General features: G+C 65.0%; 17 protein-coding genes. 3 read left to right on the top strand and 14 right to left on the bottom strand.

Going from position 1 to position 15,896, the window contains the following annotated elements; translation table 11 throughout:
• A partial coding sequence (infC, locus tag RIF85_RS08280) for a translation initiation factor IF-3 (protein WP_375164428.1) occupies positions 1-549 on the bottom strand: 549 nt, incomplete at its 3' end.
• A gap of 327 nt (positions 550-876) precedes the next feature.
• On the opposite strand from infC, the gene RIF85_RS08275 reads away from it, so the two are divergent.
• A complete protein-coding gene (locus tag RIF85_RS08275) occupies positions 877-1,287 on the top strand; it encodes a DUF1844 domain-containing protein (protein WP_309071436.1) in 411 nt (136 codons plus the stop codon).
• A 45-nt stretch (positions 1,288-1,332) separates the two neighbouring features.
• Here RIF85_RS08275 and RIF85_RS08270 read toward each other — a convergent pair whose 3' ends face one another.
• The 8 genes from RIF85_RS08270 to RIF85_RS08235 form a co-directional block, all read right to left on the bottom strand.
• Positions 1,333-2,637, bottom strand: coding sequence for an MFS transporter (locus RIF85_RS08270; RefSeq protein ID WP_309071435.1), 1,305 nt, complete (start codon positions 2,635-2,637; stop codon positions 1,333-1,335).
• Positions 2,638-2,676: 39 nt separating this feature from the next.
• Positions 2,677-3,531 carry an SseB family protein gene (locus RIF85_RS08265; protein ID WP_309071434.1) on the bottom strand — a complete coding sequence of 285 codons (855 nt, stop codon included), beginning with the start codon at positions 3,529-3,531 and terminating at the stop codon, positions 2,677-2,679.
• A 2-nt stretch (positions 3,532-3,533) separates the two neighbouring features.
• Complete coding sequence (gene priA, locus RIF85_RS08260) at positions 3,534-4,286, bottom strand: bifunctional 1-(5-phosphoribosyl)-5-((5-phosphoribosylamino)methylideneamino)imidazole-4-carboxamide isomerase/phosphoribosylanthranilate isomerase PriA (protein ID WP_309071433.1); 753 nt, start codon at positions 4,284-4,286, stop codon at positions 3,534-3,536.
• Positions 4,287-4,329: 43 nt separating this feature from the next.
• Entirely contained in the window at positions 4,330-4,485 is a 156-nt protein-coding gene (locus RIF85_RS08255) for a hypothetical protein (RefSeq protein ID WP_309071432.1), read from the bottom strand.
• 2 nt (positions 4,486-4,487) lie between these two features.
• Positions 4,488-5,126, bottom strand: a complete 639-nt coding sequence (gene hisH, locus RIF85_RS08250; RefSeq protein WP_309071431.1) for an imidazole glycerol phosphate synthase subunit HisH — start codon at positions 5,124-5,126, stop codon at positions 4,488-4,490.
• The gene (hisB, locus tag RIF85_RS08245; protein WP_309071430.1) at positions 5,123-5,740 is read right to left on the bottom strand and encodes an imidazoleglycerol-phosphate dehydratase HisB; all 618 of its coding nucleotides are present in this window, start codon (positions 5,738-5,740) and stop codon (positions 5,123-5,125) included. Before hisB ends, hisH begins: the two co-directional genes overlap by 4 nt.
• A 66-nt stretch (positions 5,741-5,806) precedes the next feature.
• Entirely contained in the window at positions 5,807-6,916 is a 1,110-nt protein-coding gene (locus tag RIF85_RS08240) for a histidinol-phosphate transaminase (protein ID WP_309071429.1), read from the bottom strand.
• A gap of 108 nt (positions 6,917-7,024) precedes the next feature.
• Positions 7,025-7,414 carry a LysM peptidoglycan-binding domain-containing protein gene (locus tag RIF85_RS08235; protein WP_309071428.1) on the bottom strand — a complete coding sequence of 130 codons (390 nt, stop codon included), beginning with the start codon at positions 7,412-7,414 and terminating at the stop codon, positions 7,025-7,027.
• 365 nt (positions 7,415-7,779) lie between these two features.
• On the opposite strand from RIF85_RS08235, the gene lexA reads away from it, so the two are divergent.
• Entirely contained in the window at positions 7,780-8,433 is a 654-nt protein-coding gene (lexA, locus tag RIF85_RS08230; RefSeq protein WP_309071440.1) for a transcriptional repressor LexA, read from the top strand.
• 24 nt (positions 8,434-8,457) lie between these two features.
• Here lexA and RIF85_RS08225 read toward each other — a convergent pair whose 3' ends face one another.
• Positions 8,458-10,479 (bottom strand): ATP-dependent DNA helicase, encoded by a 2,022-nt coding sequence (locus RIF85_RS08225; protein WP_309071427.1) that lies wholly within the window; start codon positions 10,477-10,479, stop codon positions 8,458-8,460.
• On the bottom strand, positions 10,472-12,040 hold the full coding sequence (gene hflX, locus RIF85_RS08220) for a GTPase HflX (protein ID WP_309071426.1): 1,569 nt from the start codon (positions 12,038-12,040) through the stop codon (positions 10,472-10,474). The genes RIF85_RS08225 and hflX overlap by 8 nt, the downstream gene beginning before the upstream one ends.
• A gap of 134 nt (positions 12,041-12,174) precedes the next feature.
• On the opposite strand from hflX, the gene RIF85_RS08215 reads away from it, so the two are divergent.
• A complete protein-coding gene (locus tag RIF85_RS08215; RefSeq protein WP_309071425.1) occupies positions 12,175-12,783 on the top strand; it encodes a methyltransferase in 609 nt (202 codons plus the stop codon).
• A gap of 12 nt (positions 12,784-12,795) precedes the next feature.
• Here the strand turns inward: RIF85_RS08215 and dapF are convergent, their stop codons facing one another.
• From dapF to RIF85_RS08200, 3 genes are all read right to left on the bottom strand, one after another.
• Complete coding sequence (dapF, locus tag RIF85_RS08210) at positions 12,796-13,740, bottom strand: diaminopimelate epimerase (protein WP_309071424.1); 945 nt, start codon at positions 13,738-13,740, stop codon at positions 12,796-12,798.
• Between the two features lies 1 nt (position 13,741).
• Complete coding sequence (miaA, locus tag RIF85_RS08205; RefSeq protein ID WP_309071423.1) at positions 13,742-14,674, bottom strand: tRNA (adenosine(37)-N6)-dimethylallyltransferase MiaA; 933 nt, start codon at positions 14,672-14,674, stop codon at positions 13,742-13,744.
• Position 14,675: 1 nt separating this feature from the next.
• Positions 14,676-15,896, bottom strand: a 1,221-nt coding sequence (locus RIF85_RS08200) for a MiaB/RimO family radical SAM methylthiotransferase (protein ID WP_309071422.1), incomplete at its 5' end; no start/stop codon positions are given.

Raw genomic sequence — 15,896 nt, 5'->3', positions numbered from 1 at the left:
GGTGTCGACCTTGCCCTTGGAGGACTCGTTCGCTGCCTTCGACTCAGCACGCTGTGCCGCGCGGCGCGCTTCAGCCTTTGCCTCGGCCTTGTTCTTCACAGGGCCAATGACCATCACCATGTTGCGACCGTCGATGCGCGGCGTGGACTCGACTACGCCGACCTCGGCGACATCCTCCGCGAAGCGCTGCAGAAGGCGGATGCCCATCTCAGGACGCTGCTGCTCGCGACCACGGAACTGGATCATCGCCTTGACCTTGTCCCCGGCTCCGAGGAAGCGAATGGCATGGCCGCGCTTGGTCTCGTAGTCATGGGTGTCGATCTTCAGCCGGAAACGAATTTCCTTCAGCACCGTGTTGGTCTGGTTCTTGCGCGCCTCGCGCGCCTTGACCGCGGCTTCGTACTTGTACTTACCAAAATCCATGAGCTTGGCAACCGGGGGCTTGGCCTGAGGTGCCACCTCAACAAGATCAAGGTCGGACTCAGCGGCGAGGCGGAGGGCGTCTTCAATACGGACGATTCCAACCTGCTCGCCCGCAGGGCCTACCAACCGCACCTCTGGGACGCGGATACGATCATTGATTCTTGGCTCGCTAATGTGCTGCTCCTGATGTCCGTTGAAAACCTGGACCGCCTGCAAAAGGAGAAGGCCTCCAATCGCATGCGCAATCGAAGGCCTCGAGCATCAGTGCATGGCACATCCATAGGGGAATGCCTGAGCACCGACCTGGAACCCGGCTGCCTGTAGCTGCCTCAAGGGCAACGGCGGCAATCGCGGGTGGGAGAGGACTCCGCTTGCATACTGGTGATCTTTTTCATGCCGTTCCCGGCCATAAAAAATAACGACCCTCAGTTGGTCTGTGACAAGCTTACCAGCATGAGCACAGCAGACAGTAATCCCGAAGCCTCCCGTCACACCTTCCAGTCCCCGGAGGAGACGCGGGCCGCCTCCGGCTCGGCGTCGGATCACGTTCGGGACATCGCCGAGGTTGCGGCAGTCGAGGTCATCACCACGTCCGCGGTACATCTGATGAGCGCAGCCGCCGTCAAGTGCGGACTCGCAGAGGGTTCCGACGCCGAAACCTACAAGGACCTCGACGAGGCAAGGAAACTGATCACCGCGCTGGCCGGCTTCATCACCGCTGCGGCGCCCGAGATCGGCAGCCAGCACGCAGGACCGTTGCGCGACGGACTGCGATCCCTGCAGCTTGCCTTCCGCGAGGCATCCCTCATCCCCGACGCGCCCGGTCAGGGCCCCGGCGAGAAGTTCACCGGACCGGTCAACTAGCAGGAGTACAGGGGCGGGCCCCGGTCAACTGACTGACGGCGGCCCTCAGGCGGAGCGCCGCCGCCGTACCTGTTGTGCCACCAGGCAGATCAGGCTCAGGGCGGCGGCCGCCGTCCCCACTGCGACGAACCCACCCCAGGGTCCCACCGAGTCGATCATCAGGCCCGCCAGGGGTGCCCCCAGCGCCACGCCGGACGTCAGGGCTGATCCGTACCAGCCCATCGCCTCTCCCCTGCGTTCCTCGGCGACCAGGTCGGCGATCCGCTCGGACGCCGCCGAGAGCACCGGGGCACACAACAGTCCCGGCGCGATTGAGAGCAGGGCGAGGACCACCGTGCTGTCGGCAAAACCCATGGGAATGGTCAGCACGCTCATCAGGAGCAGGAGAACCAACGGGGACAGCGGCCGGTGCATTGCCCCGTAGACCAGGCCGCCCACCACGGAGGCGGAACACCAGGCCAGGAAGACCCATCCGAGTTCGAACGCGCGCCCGTCGCTCTCCAGCACGGCGATGATTCCGACGTCGGTCCCGGCCAGGACAAGACCGGCCCCCGCTGCGACGATCATGACCACTGCCACCGGAAGGGTGAGCCACGCGAAACTGTGTGCCACCCGGCTACGCGCCCGAGCCGTCCGGGCGGGCCGGGCTCCCGGCACGAGTTCGGCTGATGCTTCGCTGACATGTGCCGGTGCGGACGCCACGAGCACGTCCACGGCTGCCCGGTCATCCTGCTCAGCAGAGGGCGTCGCGGCAGCCGCGCCCGGCTGGGAGCTGCGTGTGGGCGGGTTGAACCAGATCAGGAGCAGGCCCGCCACAGCGGTGGAGATGCCGACGACCGTCAGCCCCAGGACCGTGGATACCTGCGTCGCGAGGACAGCTCCGAGAGCCGGCCCTCCCATGAAGATCACTTCGGTGGCTACAGCATCAAGGGTGAATGCGGTACGGCGCGAATCGCCGCTCACCAGTACGCCCAGGGACTGCCGGACTACGGAGAACACGGGGAGCGTGAAGATCCCGCCCACCAGGGCCGCCAGCAACAGCCACTCATAGGTGAGGTGGGGAGCCACCGACCAGATGACGGCTTCGGCTATCACGGAAGGAATCAGGGCCACGCGCAGGCCCGCGGTATCCACCCGCCGGCCCCGCCACGGCGCACCCACCGCGATACCGATGGTCATCACGGCCGCGACAGCTCCAGCCTCCGCGTAACCACGACCGAGAGACTGCACCACGTGCAGCGTCAGGAGAACTCCTGCGGCCGAGTGTGGGAAGCGCGCGATCATGCCGACGATCAATAGGCGGCGCACCGGGACAACCCTCAACAGGTCCCGGTATACGGAAAAGTTCAACGTTTTTCATCTTTCACGCGGGCTCATCCGCGTGAATGGTCAACGCGTGAGCCGGATTTCGAGCGAGTCGACCCGCTCCACGAACTCCTGCAACTGCTGGAGACGGCTTTGGAAAGCCGCCGTGGTGGAGCGGACGTCCTCCTGCGAGAGGCCTGCCTCCAGAGCGAGGGTCAGCCGTAGCTCCGGGCCGGCACCTCCGCCGCGCACTACTCTACCGTCAGCGGTACGGCTCGAAACGCCGGAACCGGGCGCCAGCTCGACGCGGGTGATGCGTCCGTCCGGAGGGACTGCCTCACTGACCAGCCGGGCGAGATCAGGATCAGCATACGACGGCGACCATTCCTTCTGCTGGGCCAAGGCCCACAACGCCGGGCGACGGACGACGAAAGTCACCTCAGCGCCAGGATCCACCACCATCAGATCCGCGTTCTCGGCCACAGCTGCAAGAGCCGCCCGGGCTGCGTACACAGCGACCGGGCGGGCCTCCGGATGCCAACGCTCAAGGTGCGCCGTGGACGTGAAGACGGGCAGGACACTTCTGCCGTCCGGGGACTTGATGGCGACCAGCGCCATGTCGGCTTCCTTGTCGCCGTCGTGATGGTGTCCGTCCGTGGGCGCCTCGGCCTCCTGCCCGCCCAACTGGGCAACCACCGGCACGAAGACCCGCACCGTGGCCAGCGCCCGAACGACCGCCGTCTCATCCACGGCTCCGTTCACCAGGTCGCGCAGTGCAGCGGCGTACGTAGCAGGGACAGCGCCGTCGTCCTTATCGAATGCGTGCAGGGGATTGCCGCCCCCGGAGAGGTCCCTGCCCTTCCAGGGGCGCCCTGCCGAGTCAGCGACGTTCCCGTTCAGCGCCGCCTCGATATGGGCCGGAAGCCTGCGCTCCGTCATGGTCAGCGTTCCGGGTGCCCTGCGATGTCGAGCGCCTGCGGGAGGGTGAAAGCTCCTGCGTACAGGGCCTTGCCCACGATGGCGCCTTCCAGTCCGTCCGGGACCAGCTGCCGGAGAGCCGCCAGATCCTCAAGGCTGGAGATACCGCCGGATGCCACGACCGGACGCTGGGTCTTCTCCAGGACGTCGCGGAGAAGCTGGATGTTCGGACCGCGCAGTGTTCCGTCCTTGGTGACGTCGGTGACTACGTAGCGGGCACACCCGGCGTCGTCGAGACGGGCGAGCACCTCCCAGAGGTCACCGCCCTCTTCGGTCCAGCCGCGGGCTGCGAGCGTGGTCCCCCGAACGTCGAGGCCGACGGCGATGGCGTCACCGTAGCGGGCAATGGCGCTTGCGGTCCAGACAGGGTTCTCCAGGGCAGCGGTACCGAGGTTCACGCGCTCTGCTCCGAGCTCAAGGGCCTGCTCCAGCGACGCGTCGTCACGGATGCCGCCGGAGAGTTCCACCTTGATGTCCAGTTCCTTGACGACACGGGCGAGCAGGTCACGGTTTGATCCCCGGCCGAAGGCAGCGTCGAGGTCCACGAGGTGAACCCATTCGGCGCCGTCGTTCTGCCACTGCAGGGCAGCATCCAAGGGGTCGCCGTAGCTCGTCTCGCTGCCTGCGGCGCCCTGGACCAGGCGTACCGCCTGACCGTCAGCGACGTCGACGGCGGGTAGCAGTTCAAGGATGGGTGATTCGGTGAAGGGGCTCATGCACGTCCTTTGTTCAGGTCTTGGGTGCCGTCGCAGTGGACGGTTACGGGGTGAGGGTCAGCAGGTAAGCAGCAAGCAGGGCCATGACGGCGAGAATTCCGAAACTGATGGTGAGGCTTCGCGGCATCCCCTGCCGGTGGAACGAAACAACACCGCCGATCAGGAGCCCGGCCAACCCCATCAGAATCACGCTCCACATGGTTAGCGGAGGCTCCCGGTCCAGTTGCGCAGCAACTGGGCTCCGGCGTCTCCGGACTTCTCCGGGTGGAACTGTGTGGCGGAGAGCGGCCCGTTCTCCACGGCGGCAATGAACCGGCCACCATGCGTTGACCAGGTGACCATCGGAGGACGCATGGCCGGCTGGTTGACGTCGAAGTTCCATTCCTGCACGCCGTAGGAGTGCACGAAATAAAAACGCTCCTCCTCGATGCCTTCGAACAGTACCGATTCGGCCGGCGGCTCGACCGTATTCCAGCCCATGTGCGGCACCACGTCAGCTTTGAGGCGCTCAACGGTACCTGGCCACTCCCCCATGCCCTGGGTGCGCACGCCGTGCTCCACGCCTTCCTCGAACAAGACCTGGAGGCCGACACAGATGCCGAGAACCGGCCGGCCACCGGCGACCCTGCGGCCGATCATTCGCAGCGCGTCAACGTCCTTCAGTCCCTGCATGACGGCGGCGAAGGCACCAACACCCGGCACAACCAGTCCGTCTGCGTTGAGCACGTCATCGGCAGCGGCGCTCAGAGTGACCTCTGCGCCGACGTGCTCGAGCGCCCGAACTGCGGAGCGGATGTTTCCCGAGCCGTAGTCGAGGACTGTCACCTTGGGCGCACTCATAGCGCTCCCTTGGTGGACGGAATTCCCGTTACCCGGGGATCCGGTTCAACGGCAGCGCGCAGGGCCCGCGCGAAGGCCTTGAACTGTGCCTCGACGATGTGGTGGGGATCCCTGCCGCCAAGCACGGTCATGTGCAGGCAAATCTGGGCGTGCAGCGTGATGGCCTCGAAGACGTGACGAGTGAGGGAGCCGGTGAAGTGTCCTCCAATGAGGTGATACTCCTGACCCGCAGGTTCACCACTGTGCACAAGGTACGGGCGTCCCGAGATGTCGACAACGGCGTTGGCGAGGGCTTCGTCGAGCGGTACGGTCGCCTCACCGAAGCGGCGGATTCCCGCCTTGTCACCGAGCGCCTCGCGCAGCACTTCACCGAGCGTGATAGCGACGTCCTCGACCGTGTGGTGGACATCGATGTGGGTGTCCCCGGTGGCCCTGACGGTGAGGTCGATCAGCGAGTGCTTTGCGAGAGCCGTCAGCATGTGGTCGTAGAACGGGACAGAGGTGCTGATTTCGGAGCGGCCGGAGCCGTCCAGGTCGACTTCGACGAAGACCGACGATTCGCTCGTGGTCCGCTCCCGTCGGGCAGCGCGTAGTGCGGTAGCTTCCGCGGTCATGGATGGTCCTTACGGTTGTAACGGCAACGCAACGGGCTATGCGCCGTGCGTGCATCCCGGTCTAGTTTAGGAGACGCTCGGCCGGATCAGGGATTCGAGGGTTTTGAGGAAGATGGAGGTTTCCTCCTGGGTACCCGCGGTAACGCGCAGGTGCTGCGGTATACCCACGTCCCGGATAAGTACTCCGGCGTCGAGGAGACCCTGCCATACAGCCTGCGGATCCTGAAGGCCTCCAAAGAGGACGAAGTTTGAATCCGACGGCGCGACCGGAAGTCCCAGCTCGGTAAGCCCGGACACGATGCGATCCCGCTGGCGCTTGATCTCGTCCACGTTTGCGAGCAGTTTTGCGGAGTGGGTCAGTGCTGCGACTGCTGTGGCCTGGGTGATAGCGGACAGATGGTATGGGAGCCGCACCAGGCGAAGGGCGTCCGCGATCTCGGGGGCCGCCGCCAGATAACCGAGGCGGGCTCCGGCCAGGGCGAACGCCTTGCTCATGGTCCTTGAGACGATGAGCCGCTCCCTGCCGGGGAGCAGTTCGAGGGCGCTCGGTGTGCCGGTGTGCGAGAACTCCGCGTATGCCTCGTCGACGATCACGATCGACTGCGCTGCTTCGCCGGCGTCATAGACCTCTGCGACAACGTCGAGTGAGAGGGCGGTGCCGGTTGGGTTGTTCGGGCTGCACAGGAAAACAATGTTCGCTCCAGTAGCAGCAACCTCCTCCGCGGTCGACTGCGCATCGAGGTTGAAGTTGTCTCCCCTGGCGCCCGTCAGATACTCGGTGCCGGTGGATCCGGCGAGCAACGGGTACATCGAGTAAGTGGGCGGGAAGCCGATGGCCTTTCGCCCCGGTCCGCCGAAGGCAAGCAATATGTGCTGCAGAACTTCATTGGACCCGTTGGCCGCCCAGATGTTGTCTGGACCAAGGCCGTGACCGAGGTACATGGCCAGGTGCTCCCGCAGGAGGGTGAACTCCCTATCCGGGTAGCGATTGAGGCCAGCTACTGCCTCTTGTACCGCTTCGACTATTGCAACGCGGACGTCTTCCGGGACGCCATGGGTGTTCTCGTTGACATTCAGCAGGATCGGAACATCGATCTGGGGAGCTCCGTATGGCCGGAGGCCCCTCAGGTTCTCTCGAATCGGCAGGCGGCTGAGGCGTTCAAGCTGATCGGTCACTACCCGAGTTTAAGGCCGCTCGATCCGCAACGCAGAATCGCACCGTGCGACCTGTTGCCGTGTTACGCCGGTTACGTCACCCACCTGCGCGAAGCATGTCTACCTGGGCTACGGGGCGTCCACTGGAATATGCAGGGACTGGCCAGCCTGCACGGTTGAGGATGCCAGAGCATTGAGCTCGACGATCTCCTGGACAACCGCACGTGGATCCCGTTCGGGTGCATATTCGGCTGCCAACGTCCAGAGAGTCTCTCCGGAGGCGACGTTGACCCGCACGGTGTCCGAGACGGCGCCGCCAACGCCGGTGGCCTGAGCCTGCGAGGTGAAGAATGAGCCGACAATGAGCGCAGCTGCGGCAAGGAGAGCAAGCGGCACGGCTACCAGCACGATCCACCCACGGCGCGTCAGGTGCAGGCGAACTGGCTTGCCGGCCCCGGGACGGGAAGCGATGTTGAAGCTAAGCGAAGGAGCTGATCCTGCAAAATGGAGCGTCGACATGGCGTCCACCTTTCTTCTTGTGCGGAGTCCCACAAGCTTTATTCGAACCTGTGTTCTATTCCTCTGGGTTTATTCTTAGCATCTTTGAACTAATATTGTCGAGACTCGCTCGAACAAATGTTTGAAAAGACGTTCCCTCTCCCCTAGCGTTGCTGGAAAGGGTGAGGGCGCGGCCGCTTTCGAGGACCAGCTCATCACCCACCACTGACAAAACAGGTTGGAGAGCCGGAGGGCCGGGTCCCGCCGGAGGGAAGGGATGCATTCTCGTGGCAGATCTCAACGCGGCAGGGGACATCACGGAGGTACCGCCGACCGACGTCAAGCGCGGACGCGGACGGCCGCGGGGCAGGGCCACGCCCAAGGGAATGACAGCCCGGCAAAAGAAAATCCTCGAAACAATCCAGCGCAGCGTGGCTGCACACGGCTACCCGCCATCCATGAGGGAAATCGGAGACACCGTCGGTCTCGCCAGCCTGTCGAGCGTGACTCACCAGCTGGCCCAGCTTGAGCGCATGGGTTATATCCGGCGCGATCCAAAGCGGCCCCGGGCAATGGAGATACTTCTTCCCCTCACCCTGGGAGAGAGTTCATCGCGTGTGCTGCCCGACTCCGGCTCGATGGAAGAACCGGCGGCGTCTGCTGTTGACGCGGCCATGGTTCCGATGGTCGGACGCATCGCCGCAGGCGGCCCGATCCTGGCGGACCAGGTAGTGGAGGACGTCATGCCTCTCCCCCGGCAACTCGTCGGCCATGGGGACCTCTTCATGCTGCGCGTCTCCGGCGACTCCATGATCGACGCCGCTATCTGCGACGGGGACTGGGTGGTGGTCCGCAAGCAGAGCAACGCCGAGAACGGTGACGTGGTGGCAGCGCTGCTGGACGACGAGGCGACCGTGAAGACCTTTCGGCAGCGGGACGGCCATACCTGGCTTCTGCCGCAGAACACCAGCTATGAGCCGATTCTTGGGGACCACGCCACGATCATGGGCAAAGTCGTATCGGTGATGCGCGCCCTCTGACCGGCCGCTCCGGCAGCCCTGGACCTAGGCGGCGTGCGTCGCGGCCAGCCGGGAGAGAACGGCGAGTGCCGTTGCCCGGTCCGTCGTCGGCCAGAAAGGCGGCAGTGCGGATCGCAGGAAGCCCCCATAGCCGGCCGTTGCAAGACGGGAATCCAAAATGGCCACCATCCCCCGGTCGTCGTGCGCCCGGATCAGGCGGCCGGCACCCTGAGCGAGGCGGACGGCCGCATGCGTAGCTGAGACGTGCATAAACCCGTTTCCTCCCGACTTGGCAACTGCCCGCGTCCGGGCCGTCATCAGCGGATCGTCCGGCCGGGGGAAAGGTATACGGTCGATCGTCACCAGCCTGCAGGAACTTCCGGGCACATCAACGCCCTGCCACAGTGACATAGTGCCGAAAAGGCAGGTGTCCGGTTCTTCGGAGAACTGCTTAACCAGTGCCGACATGGAGGATTCTCCCTGGCACAGTATCTCGACGTCCACCCGCGTGCGCAGAGCGTCGGCTGCCTCCTCCGCGGCGCGACGGGACGAGAACAATCCGAGCGCTCCGCCGCGGGAAGCCGTGATGAGGGCAACGAGTTCGTTCAGCTGTTCCTCCGAGGTGCCCCTGCCGGGTTTCGGCAGGTCCCTGGCAACGTACAGAACTCCCTGCCGGGGATAGTCGAACGGGCTGCCGACGTCGACGCCGGTCCACGAAGGAGCGCCCTCTCCCGTTAGCCCCAAAGAACCTGCAACAGGCCCGAACTCGGAGCCGATGGCCAGGGTCGCGGAGGTGAGAACGACTGTATGGTCCTCGAACAGGCCGCGCCTCAGCCGGCCGGCAACTGAAAGAGGGGCGATGCTGATTGTCGCCGGCGAAGAATCATCCGCGGAGGAATAGCCCGAGCCGGGCGTGAAGGTGCTCGGTCGATGGGCCCAGAGCACTTCACCCGCGCCGCCTGCTGCAACCATCCGCTCGGATAGCTCCAGCAGCATCAGCAGGCGGGAACGGGCCATTTGGCGTCCGCCGTCGGCCGACTGGGCCGCCCCGTCCGAACTCGACTCGGAGAGTGCCAGGCGGCAGGCTTCCCGCAGCTGGACGAGGGCGAGTTCCTGCTGCTCGCTGAGGCCGCCGGCCATCAGCCCGGTGGGCTGGGCGTCGAAGGCCAGCTCGAAGGCCGCTTGTGCCGCCTGCAGGGTGTCCGTGCTGGCGCTCAGATGACGCCTCGCTGCGGACGAGGCCGCCCCGATCAGAGCCCCTGACAGCTGACCGGATACGGCCGAGGTGACGCGGTCGTGTAATTCATGCGCCTCATCGATGACCACCACATCATGCTCGGGCAGTACTGCAAGCCCCTCGAATGCGTTGATCGCCAGCAGAGCGTGATTGGTGATGACGATGTCCGCCTGCCCGGCCTTCTCCCGCGCCCGCTCACTGAAGCATTCCTCAGCGACCGGGCACTTCTGCGCTCCGAGACACTCCATGCTCGACACGGAGACCTGGCGCCAGGCGCGGTCGCTCACGCCGGGAAGAAGTTCATCCCGGTCCCCGGTGTCCGTCTCCTCAGCCCACTCCCGCAACCGGACAATCTCACGGCCCAGCGGTGTACTGGGGCCGGCCGACGGATGCGGTGAAGCGGCGTCTCCGTCCAGGGAGAACAAGGCGCCGGAGTCGTCCTCGTCGGGAAAGCCCCCCGCAGTCTTGTGCTTGCAGACGTAATTGCTTCGGCCTTTGAGCAGAGCCACATTCACCGGCCGGGGCAGGGCTCCCTGCAGGGTGTCAAGGAGCCGGGGAAGGTCGCGATTGACGATTTGCGCCTGCAGTGCCAGGGTCGCCGTTGATACAACGGAGGTCGTGTCGCTCTTGACCGCGTGCGCAATGAGCGGCAGGAGATAGGCCAGTGACTTACCCGTTCCGGTGCCGGCCTGCACCAGTAGGTGGGTGCCGCTGTCGATAGCTTCCTCGACCTGACGCACCATCTCATGCTGCCCGCTGCGCTGCTGTCCGCCCATCGCTTCCACGACGGAATCGAGCAATTGAAGGGGACTTACGTTCCCCTTAGCCATGCTTGACGAACGGCTCCAATTCTGCGGCCAGGCCCTCCCTGACCATGACCTCAACCTCTGTACCGTCTTCGATGTGCTCCAGACGGAGGATTTCCGCATCTGGTTGGTGCAACCGGCTGACGATCTCGCCGCGCTGGTAGGGCACCAACAGGGTCAGCTTCACGCTGGGACGCGGAATCGCCTGGCTGATCAGGTGCAGCAGCTCGTCGATTCCCTGACCGGTGCGGGCCGATACGATAGCGTGCCGCGGTTCCCGCTGCCGAAGGCGTTCCAGGACGAAAGGATCCGCAGCGTCGGCCTTGTTGAGGACGACGATCTCCGGCACCTTGCGGGCGTCGACCTCGGTCAGAACTTCCCTGACCGCAGCGATCTGACCCTCAGGGTCGGGGTGCGAGGCATCAACGACGTGAAGGATCAGGTCAGCGTCAGCGACCTCCTCGAGCGTCGACCGGAAGGCCTCAACCAGTTGGGTAGGAAGAGACCGGACGAATCCGACGGTGTCCGCAAGAGTGAACTCAAGCCCATCCGGCGTCTGAGCCCGGCGGATGGTTGGATCCAGGGTTGCGAAGAGCGCGTTTTCCACCAGGACGCCGGCGTCCGTCAACCGGTTCAGCAACGAAGACTTACCCGCGTTGGTGTACCCGGCAATGGCCACGGACGGAACCTCATGACGACGGCGGTTGGCCCGCTTGGTCTCACGCGCCGGCTTCATCCCTGCGATTTCGCGCCGGAGCTTGGCCATTCGGGTGCGGATCTTACGCCTGTCGAGTTCGATCTTGGTTTCACCGGGACCACGGGAGCCCATGCCTGCTCCGGCACCACCGACCTGGCCACCGGCCTGGCGGGACATCGATTCACCCCACCCACGCAGCCGCGGAAGGAGGTACTCAAGCTGCGCGAGCTCCACTTGCGCCTTACCCTCACGGGACTTCGCATGCTGGGCGAAGATGTCGAGGATCAGGGCCGTCCGGTCGATCACCTTGACCTTGACGATATCTTCCAGTCCGCGGCGTTGGGATGGCGCCAGTTCGCTGTCGACGATAACGGTATCCGCGCCGGTTGCCATCACAATGCTCTTCAGCTCCTCGGCCTTACCGGCTCCCAGGAACGTGCCCGGGTCAGGCTTCAAGCGTCGCTGGATGATGCCGTCAAGCACTTCCGATCCCGCCGTCTCTGCCAGCGCAGCGAGTTCCCGCAGGGAGTTTTCGGCTTCCTCTAAGGTGCCTTCAGTCCAGATGCCTGCAAGGACGACGCGTTCGAGACGCAGCTGCCGGTACTCGACCTCGGTGACGTCCTCGAGTTCCGTGGACAGGCCTGCCACGCGCCGCAATGCACGCCGCTCCTCGAGGTCCTGCTGCTCACCGTCATACTCGGTGTGCTCCTCGTCGAGGTCCGACAGCGCCTGTGCCCGGCTCTGGGGCCCGCTGCCGAAACGGCGGGGTGCGCTGCTAGCGCTGGACGATGCGGGGTCCTTGGCAAGGATCCGGTCGATGACGGCCTGAATCTCATCCGGGCCCATCTCCGGCTCGGGCGTCGCCGACGCTCCGTGATGTGTGGTCATACTCTCCCTTGGTAAGTGTCTTTCCATGGTAGTCCGTTGCCGCAGCTGTGTGGGGAAGATTCTCTGAGCGCGAAGAGTGGCAGCCCGTCTTCTGAGACACCTGGCCTTCGCCATGCGCATTAGGCTTGAACACTATGGATTCGCAGCACTACTTCAGCGCCGCCCCCTCCGGACCGGATCGCCGCCGTCCGCTGCGGGTGACCCTTGCCGGCAAGGAACGGGAACTGGTGACGTCAGGCGGCATCTTCAGCCCTGATGGGGTGGACAAGGGCACGGCCATCCTGCTGTCGGAGGTGCCGTCCCCTCAGGGTGCCAATCTGCTTGATATTGGCTGCGGGTGGGGGCCGATCGCCCTCACCATGGCGATTCAGGCGCCTGACGCGAACGTCGTCGCGGTCGATGTCAACGAGCGCTCGCTGGAGCTGACACAAGAAAATGCCCGCCGGCTGGGCCTGGGCAACCTCACCGCTACCTTGCCCGACGACGTCGATCCGGACATCTCCTTTGACACGATCTGGTCTAATCCTCCGATCCGCATCGGCAAGGAGGCCCTGCACGAGCTGCTCCTGCAGTGGCTTCCGCGCCTTGCACCGGGCGGAACCGCGTGGCTCGTAGTGCAGAAGAACCTGGGAGCCGATTCATTGCAGCGATGGTTGGGCACAGAGCTTCCAGCCGGGTACGACGTCGATCGTGCAGCGACCGCGAAATCCTTCCGCGTTCTGCGTGTCAAACGCAGCCGCTGACGCGCACGACGGTTAGGCGAAGACCCCGTTGGCCACCAGGACAGCCGGCCCGCTGAGGTGCACGTGCTCCGAGCCACCGGCGCTGGGCGCGAATCGCACGCCCACGGTCCCGCCCGGGACGGTAACGCTCCAGATGTCCGGGGCATCCTCGCCGGCCCAGTAACGGGTGGCAACCGCCGCCGCGCAGGCACCGGTACCGCAGGACAGCGTTTCTCCTACACCACGCTCGTGGACGCGCATGCTGACCTGGCCCACGCCGTCGTGCATCAGGGGATCATGCGGGACCACGAATTCGACGTTGGTACCGTTCGGCGGCACAGGGTTCACGACGGGGGCGTCAAAGAGGCGAGTTGCGCGCAGTTCGGCAATTTCGGCGAGGGCGACGACCGTATGCGGGTTACCCATGCTGATGGACAGGCCCGGGCGGGCAACCTGAAGTCCATCGGCGTCCACGAGCGAATCCGTTGCACGCTCAGCGGCTGCCCGGGGGTAGATAAACTCCCAGGCTCCCATGTCCACCGAGTAACCGTCCGCGGAACGTTCGACCCGCTTCACGCCGCCGCGCGTCCCCACAGCCACGACGGCGCCTTCCGGCAGGTCTATCAGGCCGCTGCTGACCAGGAAGTGAACGAAGACGCGGACTCCGTTACCGCACATCTCGGACACCGAACCGTCACCATTGCGATAGTCCATGAACCACTGCGCGTCCGGAGCCTGCTCAAGCAGGGCGCGGCCCTCGGGAAGGTACGACGACGGCACCGCCCGGATGAGCCCGTCAGCGCCGATGCCCCGGTGCCGGTCGCAGGCAACCGCCACGTCAGCTGCGGTGAGGTCCACCGATCCGTCGGTATCAGCAACGAGGATGAAGTCATTACCCGTCCCGTGTCCCTTGGTGAAGGGCAGGCCGGACAGACGCGAACGTGCGGACAGTGCTGCTTCGGCGGATGTGCTCACCATTCTAGGATAGGGCTCCCCCGCTACGGACCGCTCTCTCGGCGAGCTCGACGAGCTCCGGATGACGCCAGTCGACCCAATGGACCCTTTGGTCAGCCCGGAACCACGTCAGTTGCCGGCGGGCGAAGCGGCGGGTGGCCGCGATCGTGTCCGCTGCCGCCTCCGCCGTCGACCATTCGCCGTCGAGCACGCGCAGGAACTGGCTGTAGCCCAGAGCGCGTGCGGCTGTGCGCCCCTGACGCAGGCCCTGGCCGTCGAGCATCCGCACCTCGTCTTCCAGGCCGGCCTCGACCATGAGGTGCACCCGCTTCGCTAGCCGTTCCTTCAGGACCTCCCGGTCCACTTGCAGTCCGATCTGCACAGCCGGTTGGTGGTACACACGTTGCGGCATGAAGGAACTGAAGGGGCGTCCTGTTATTTCGTGCACCTCCAGTGCCCGGATAACCCTGCGCTCATCACCCAGCCGCTCTGCCGAAACTGGGTCCACCACAGCGAGCCGGTCTCGCAGGGCCGCTGGTCCGTTCTCGTCGTTCTCGGTCTCCAGACGCGCGCGTACCGCGGCGTCGGTCGGCGGAAACTCGAGTTCATCCAGAGCTGCGCGCACATAGAGGCCCGATCCACCCACGAGGATGGGCACGTTCCCCCTCGCACGTATGTCCGTGATGACCTGGCGGCTGTACTCCTGATAGCGGGCGACACTGGCCTCTTCCCGCACATCAAGGATGTCCAAAAGGTGGTGCGGAACCCCTTCGCGGTCCTCGACCGGCAGTTTGGCTGTGCCGATATCCATGCCTCGGTAAAACTGCATCGCGTCGGCGTTGATGACCTCGCCGTCCAGCCTGTGGGCCAGCGCGATACCCAGCTCGGATTTGCCCGAGCCCGTGGGCCCGACGACGGCGATCAGCGGCAATCGTCTGGCCGGTCCAGTTCCGCTCACCTCAGTTACGGCGTTGGGGAAGCGACGGCATGCCGAGGGCGACGCCCTTTCCTCCTGGTCCACCCGCGCCCGGTACCGGTGCACCGCAGGACTCCGCCTGCGATCGGTCCCAGGCGTCTCCCGCTCGGGACCGCCTCAGGTGATAATCCTGCAGCGAGGGGTCGGCCACCAGGTGGAACGGGGCTGCTCCGGTGACGGTCACGGTGACCACATCACCCGGCCGCGGGGTATCGGCACCCGGCGGGACGGAGAAATGGACGAGCCGCTGATCCTGCGCACGTCCGCTCAAACGGTGTGTCTCGTGAGCCTTGCGGCCCTGTTGCGCGGTGACGAGCACTTCCACGCGTCGACCCACCTGAGCCGCGTTCTCCTCCCCCGATATACGGTCCTGCAGGGCGGTGAGACGCTCGTACCGTTCCTGAACCACTGCCTTCGGAAGCTGGTCCGGAAGCTCGGCGGCCGGAGTTCCCGGGCGCTTCGAGTACTGGAAAGTGAAAGCAGTGGCGAAGCGGGCCTGCTCAACAACACGGAGGGTTTCCTGGAAATCCTCCTCTGTCTCACCGGGGAAGCCGACAATGATGTCCGTAGAGATCGAGGCATGCGGCATGCGCATCCGGACCCGGTCGAGGATTCCGAGGAATTTCTCCGACCGGTAAGAGCGGCGCATTGCCTTGAGGATGCGGTCCGAACCGGACTGCAGCGGCATGTGAAGCTGCGGAGCGACGTTGGGTGTCTCTGCCATGGCATCAATCACGTCGTCTGTGAAGGCCGCCGGGTGCGGGCTGGTGAACCGGACCCTTTCCAGCCCGGGAATGTTGCCGCACGAGCGCAGCAGCTTGGCGAAGGCGCCCCGGTCACCAAACTCCACACCATAGGAATTTACGTTTTGCCCGAGGAGGGTGACTTCAATGGCGCCGTCGGCAACGAGGGCTTCGATCTCGGCGAGAATTTCCCCGGGACGGCGGTCCTTCTCCTTCCCACGCAGCGAGGGCACGATGCAGAAGGTGCAGGTGTTGTTGCAGCCGACTGAGATCGATACCCAACCCGAGTACACGGAATCGCGCTTGGTGGGCAGAGTGGAAGGGAAAACATCAAGCGACTCGAGGATTTCGAGCTGCGCCTCGTCATTGTGCCGGGCACGCTCCAGCAGAGCGGGTAACGCGCCGATGTTGTGGGTTCCGAAGACTGCGTCGACCCAGGGCGCCTTGCGGAGGATGGTGTC

The sequence above is a fragment of the Arthrobacter sp. genome (genome assembly GCF_031179385.1).
Lineage (GTDB): Bacteria > Actinomycetota > Actinomycetes > Actinomycetales > Micrococcaceae > Arthrobacter_D.
Note: the sequence above shows the minus strand (reverse complement) of the source record. Positions and strands in the feature narration are given on the sequence as shown.

Excerpts from the sequence above, each read along its gene's own strand:
- RIF85_RS08255 (WP_309071432.1), bottom strand. The coding sequence starts at position 4,485 with ATGTGGAGCGTGATTCTGATGGGGTTGGCCGGGCTCCTGATCGGCGGT.
- hisH (WP_309071431.1), bottom strand. The coding sequence starts at position 5,126 with ATGAGTGCGCCCAAGGTGACAGTCCTCGACTACGGCTCGGGAAACATC.
- hflX (WP_309071426.1), bottom strand. The coding sequence starts at position 12,040 with ATGACCACACATCACGGAGCGTCGGCGACGCCCGAGCCGGAGATGGGC.
- hisB (WP_309071430.1), bottom strand. The coding sequence starts at position 5,740 with ATGACCGCGGAAGCTACCGCACTACGCGCTGCCCGACGGGAGCGGACC.
- RIF85_RS08225 (WP_309071427.1), bottom strand. The coding sequence starts at position 10,479 with ATGGCTAAGGGGAACGTAAGTCCCCTTCAATTGCTCGATTCCGTCGTG.
- RIF85_RS08265 (WP_309071434.1), bottom strand. The coding sequence starts at position 3,531 with ATGACGGAGCGCAGGCTTCCGGCCCATATCGAGGCGGCGCTGAACGGG.
- RIF85_RS08275 (WP_309071436.1), top strand. The coding sequence starts at position 877 with ATGAGCACAGCAGACAGTAATCCCGAAGCCTCCCGTCACACCTTCCAG.
- RIF85_RS08235 (WP_309071428.1), bottom strand. The coding sequence starts at position 7,414 with ATGTCGACGCTCCATTTTGCAGGATCAGCTCCTTCGCTTAGCTTCAAC.
- RIF85_RS08215 (WP_309071425.1), top strand. The coding sequence starts at position 12,175 with ATGGATTCGCAGCACTACTTCAGCGCCGCCCCCTCCGGACCGGATCGC.
- dapF (WP_309071424.1), bottom strand. The coding sequence starts at position 13,740 with ATGGTGAGCACATCCGCCGAAGCAGCACTGTCCGCACGTTCGCGTCTG.
- priA (WP_309071433.1), bottom strand. The coding sequence starts at position 4,286 with ATGAGCCCCTTCACCGAATCACCCATCCTTGAACTGCTACCCGCCGTC.
- lexA (WP_309071440.1), top strand. The coding sequence starts at position 7,780 with ATGACAGCCCGGCAAAAGAAAATCCTCGAAACAATCCAGCGCAGCGTG.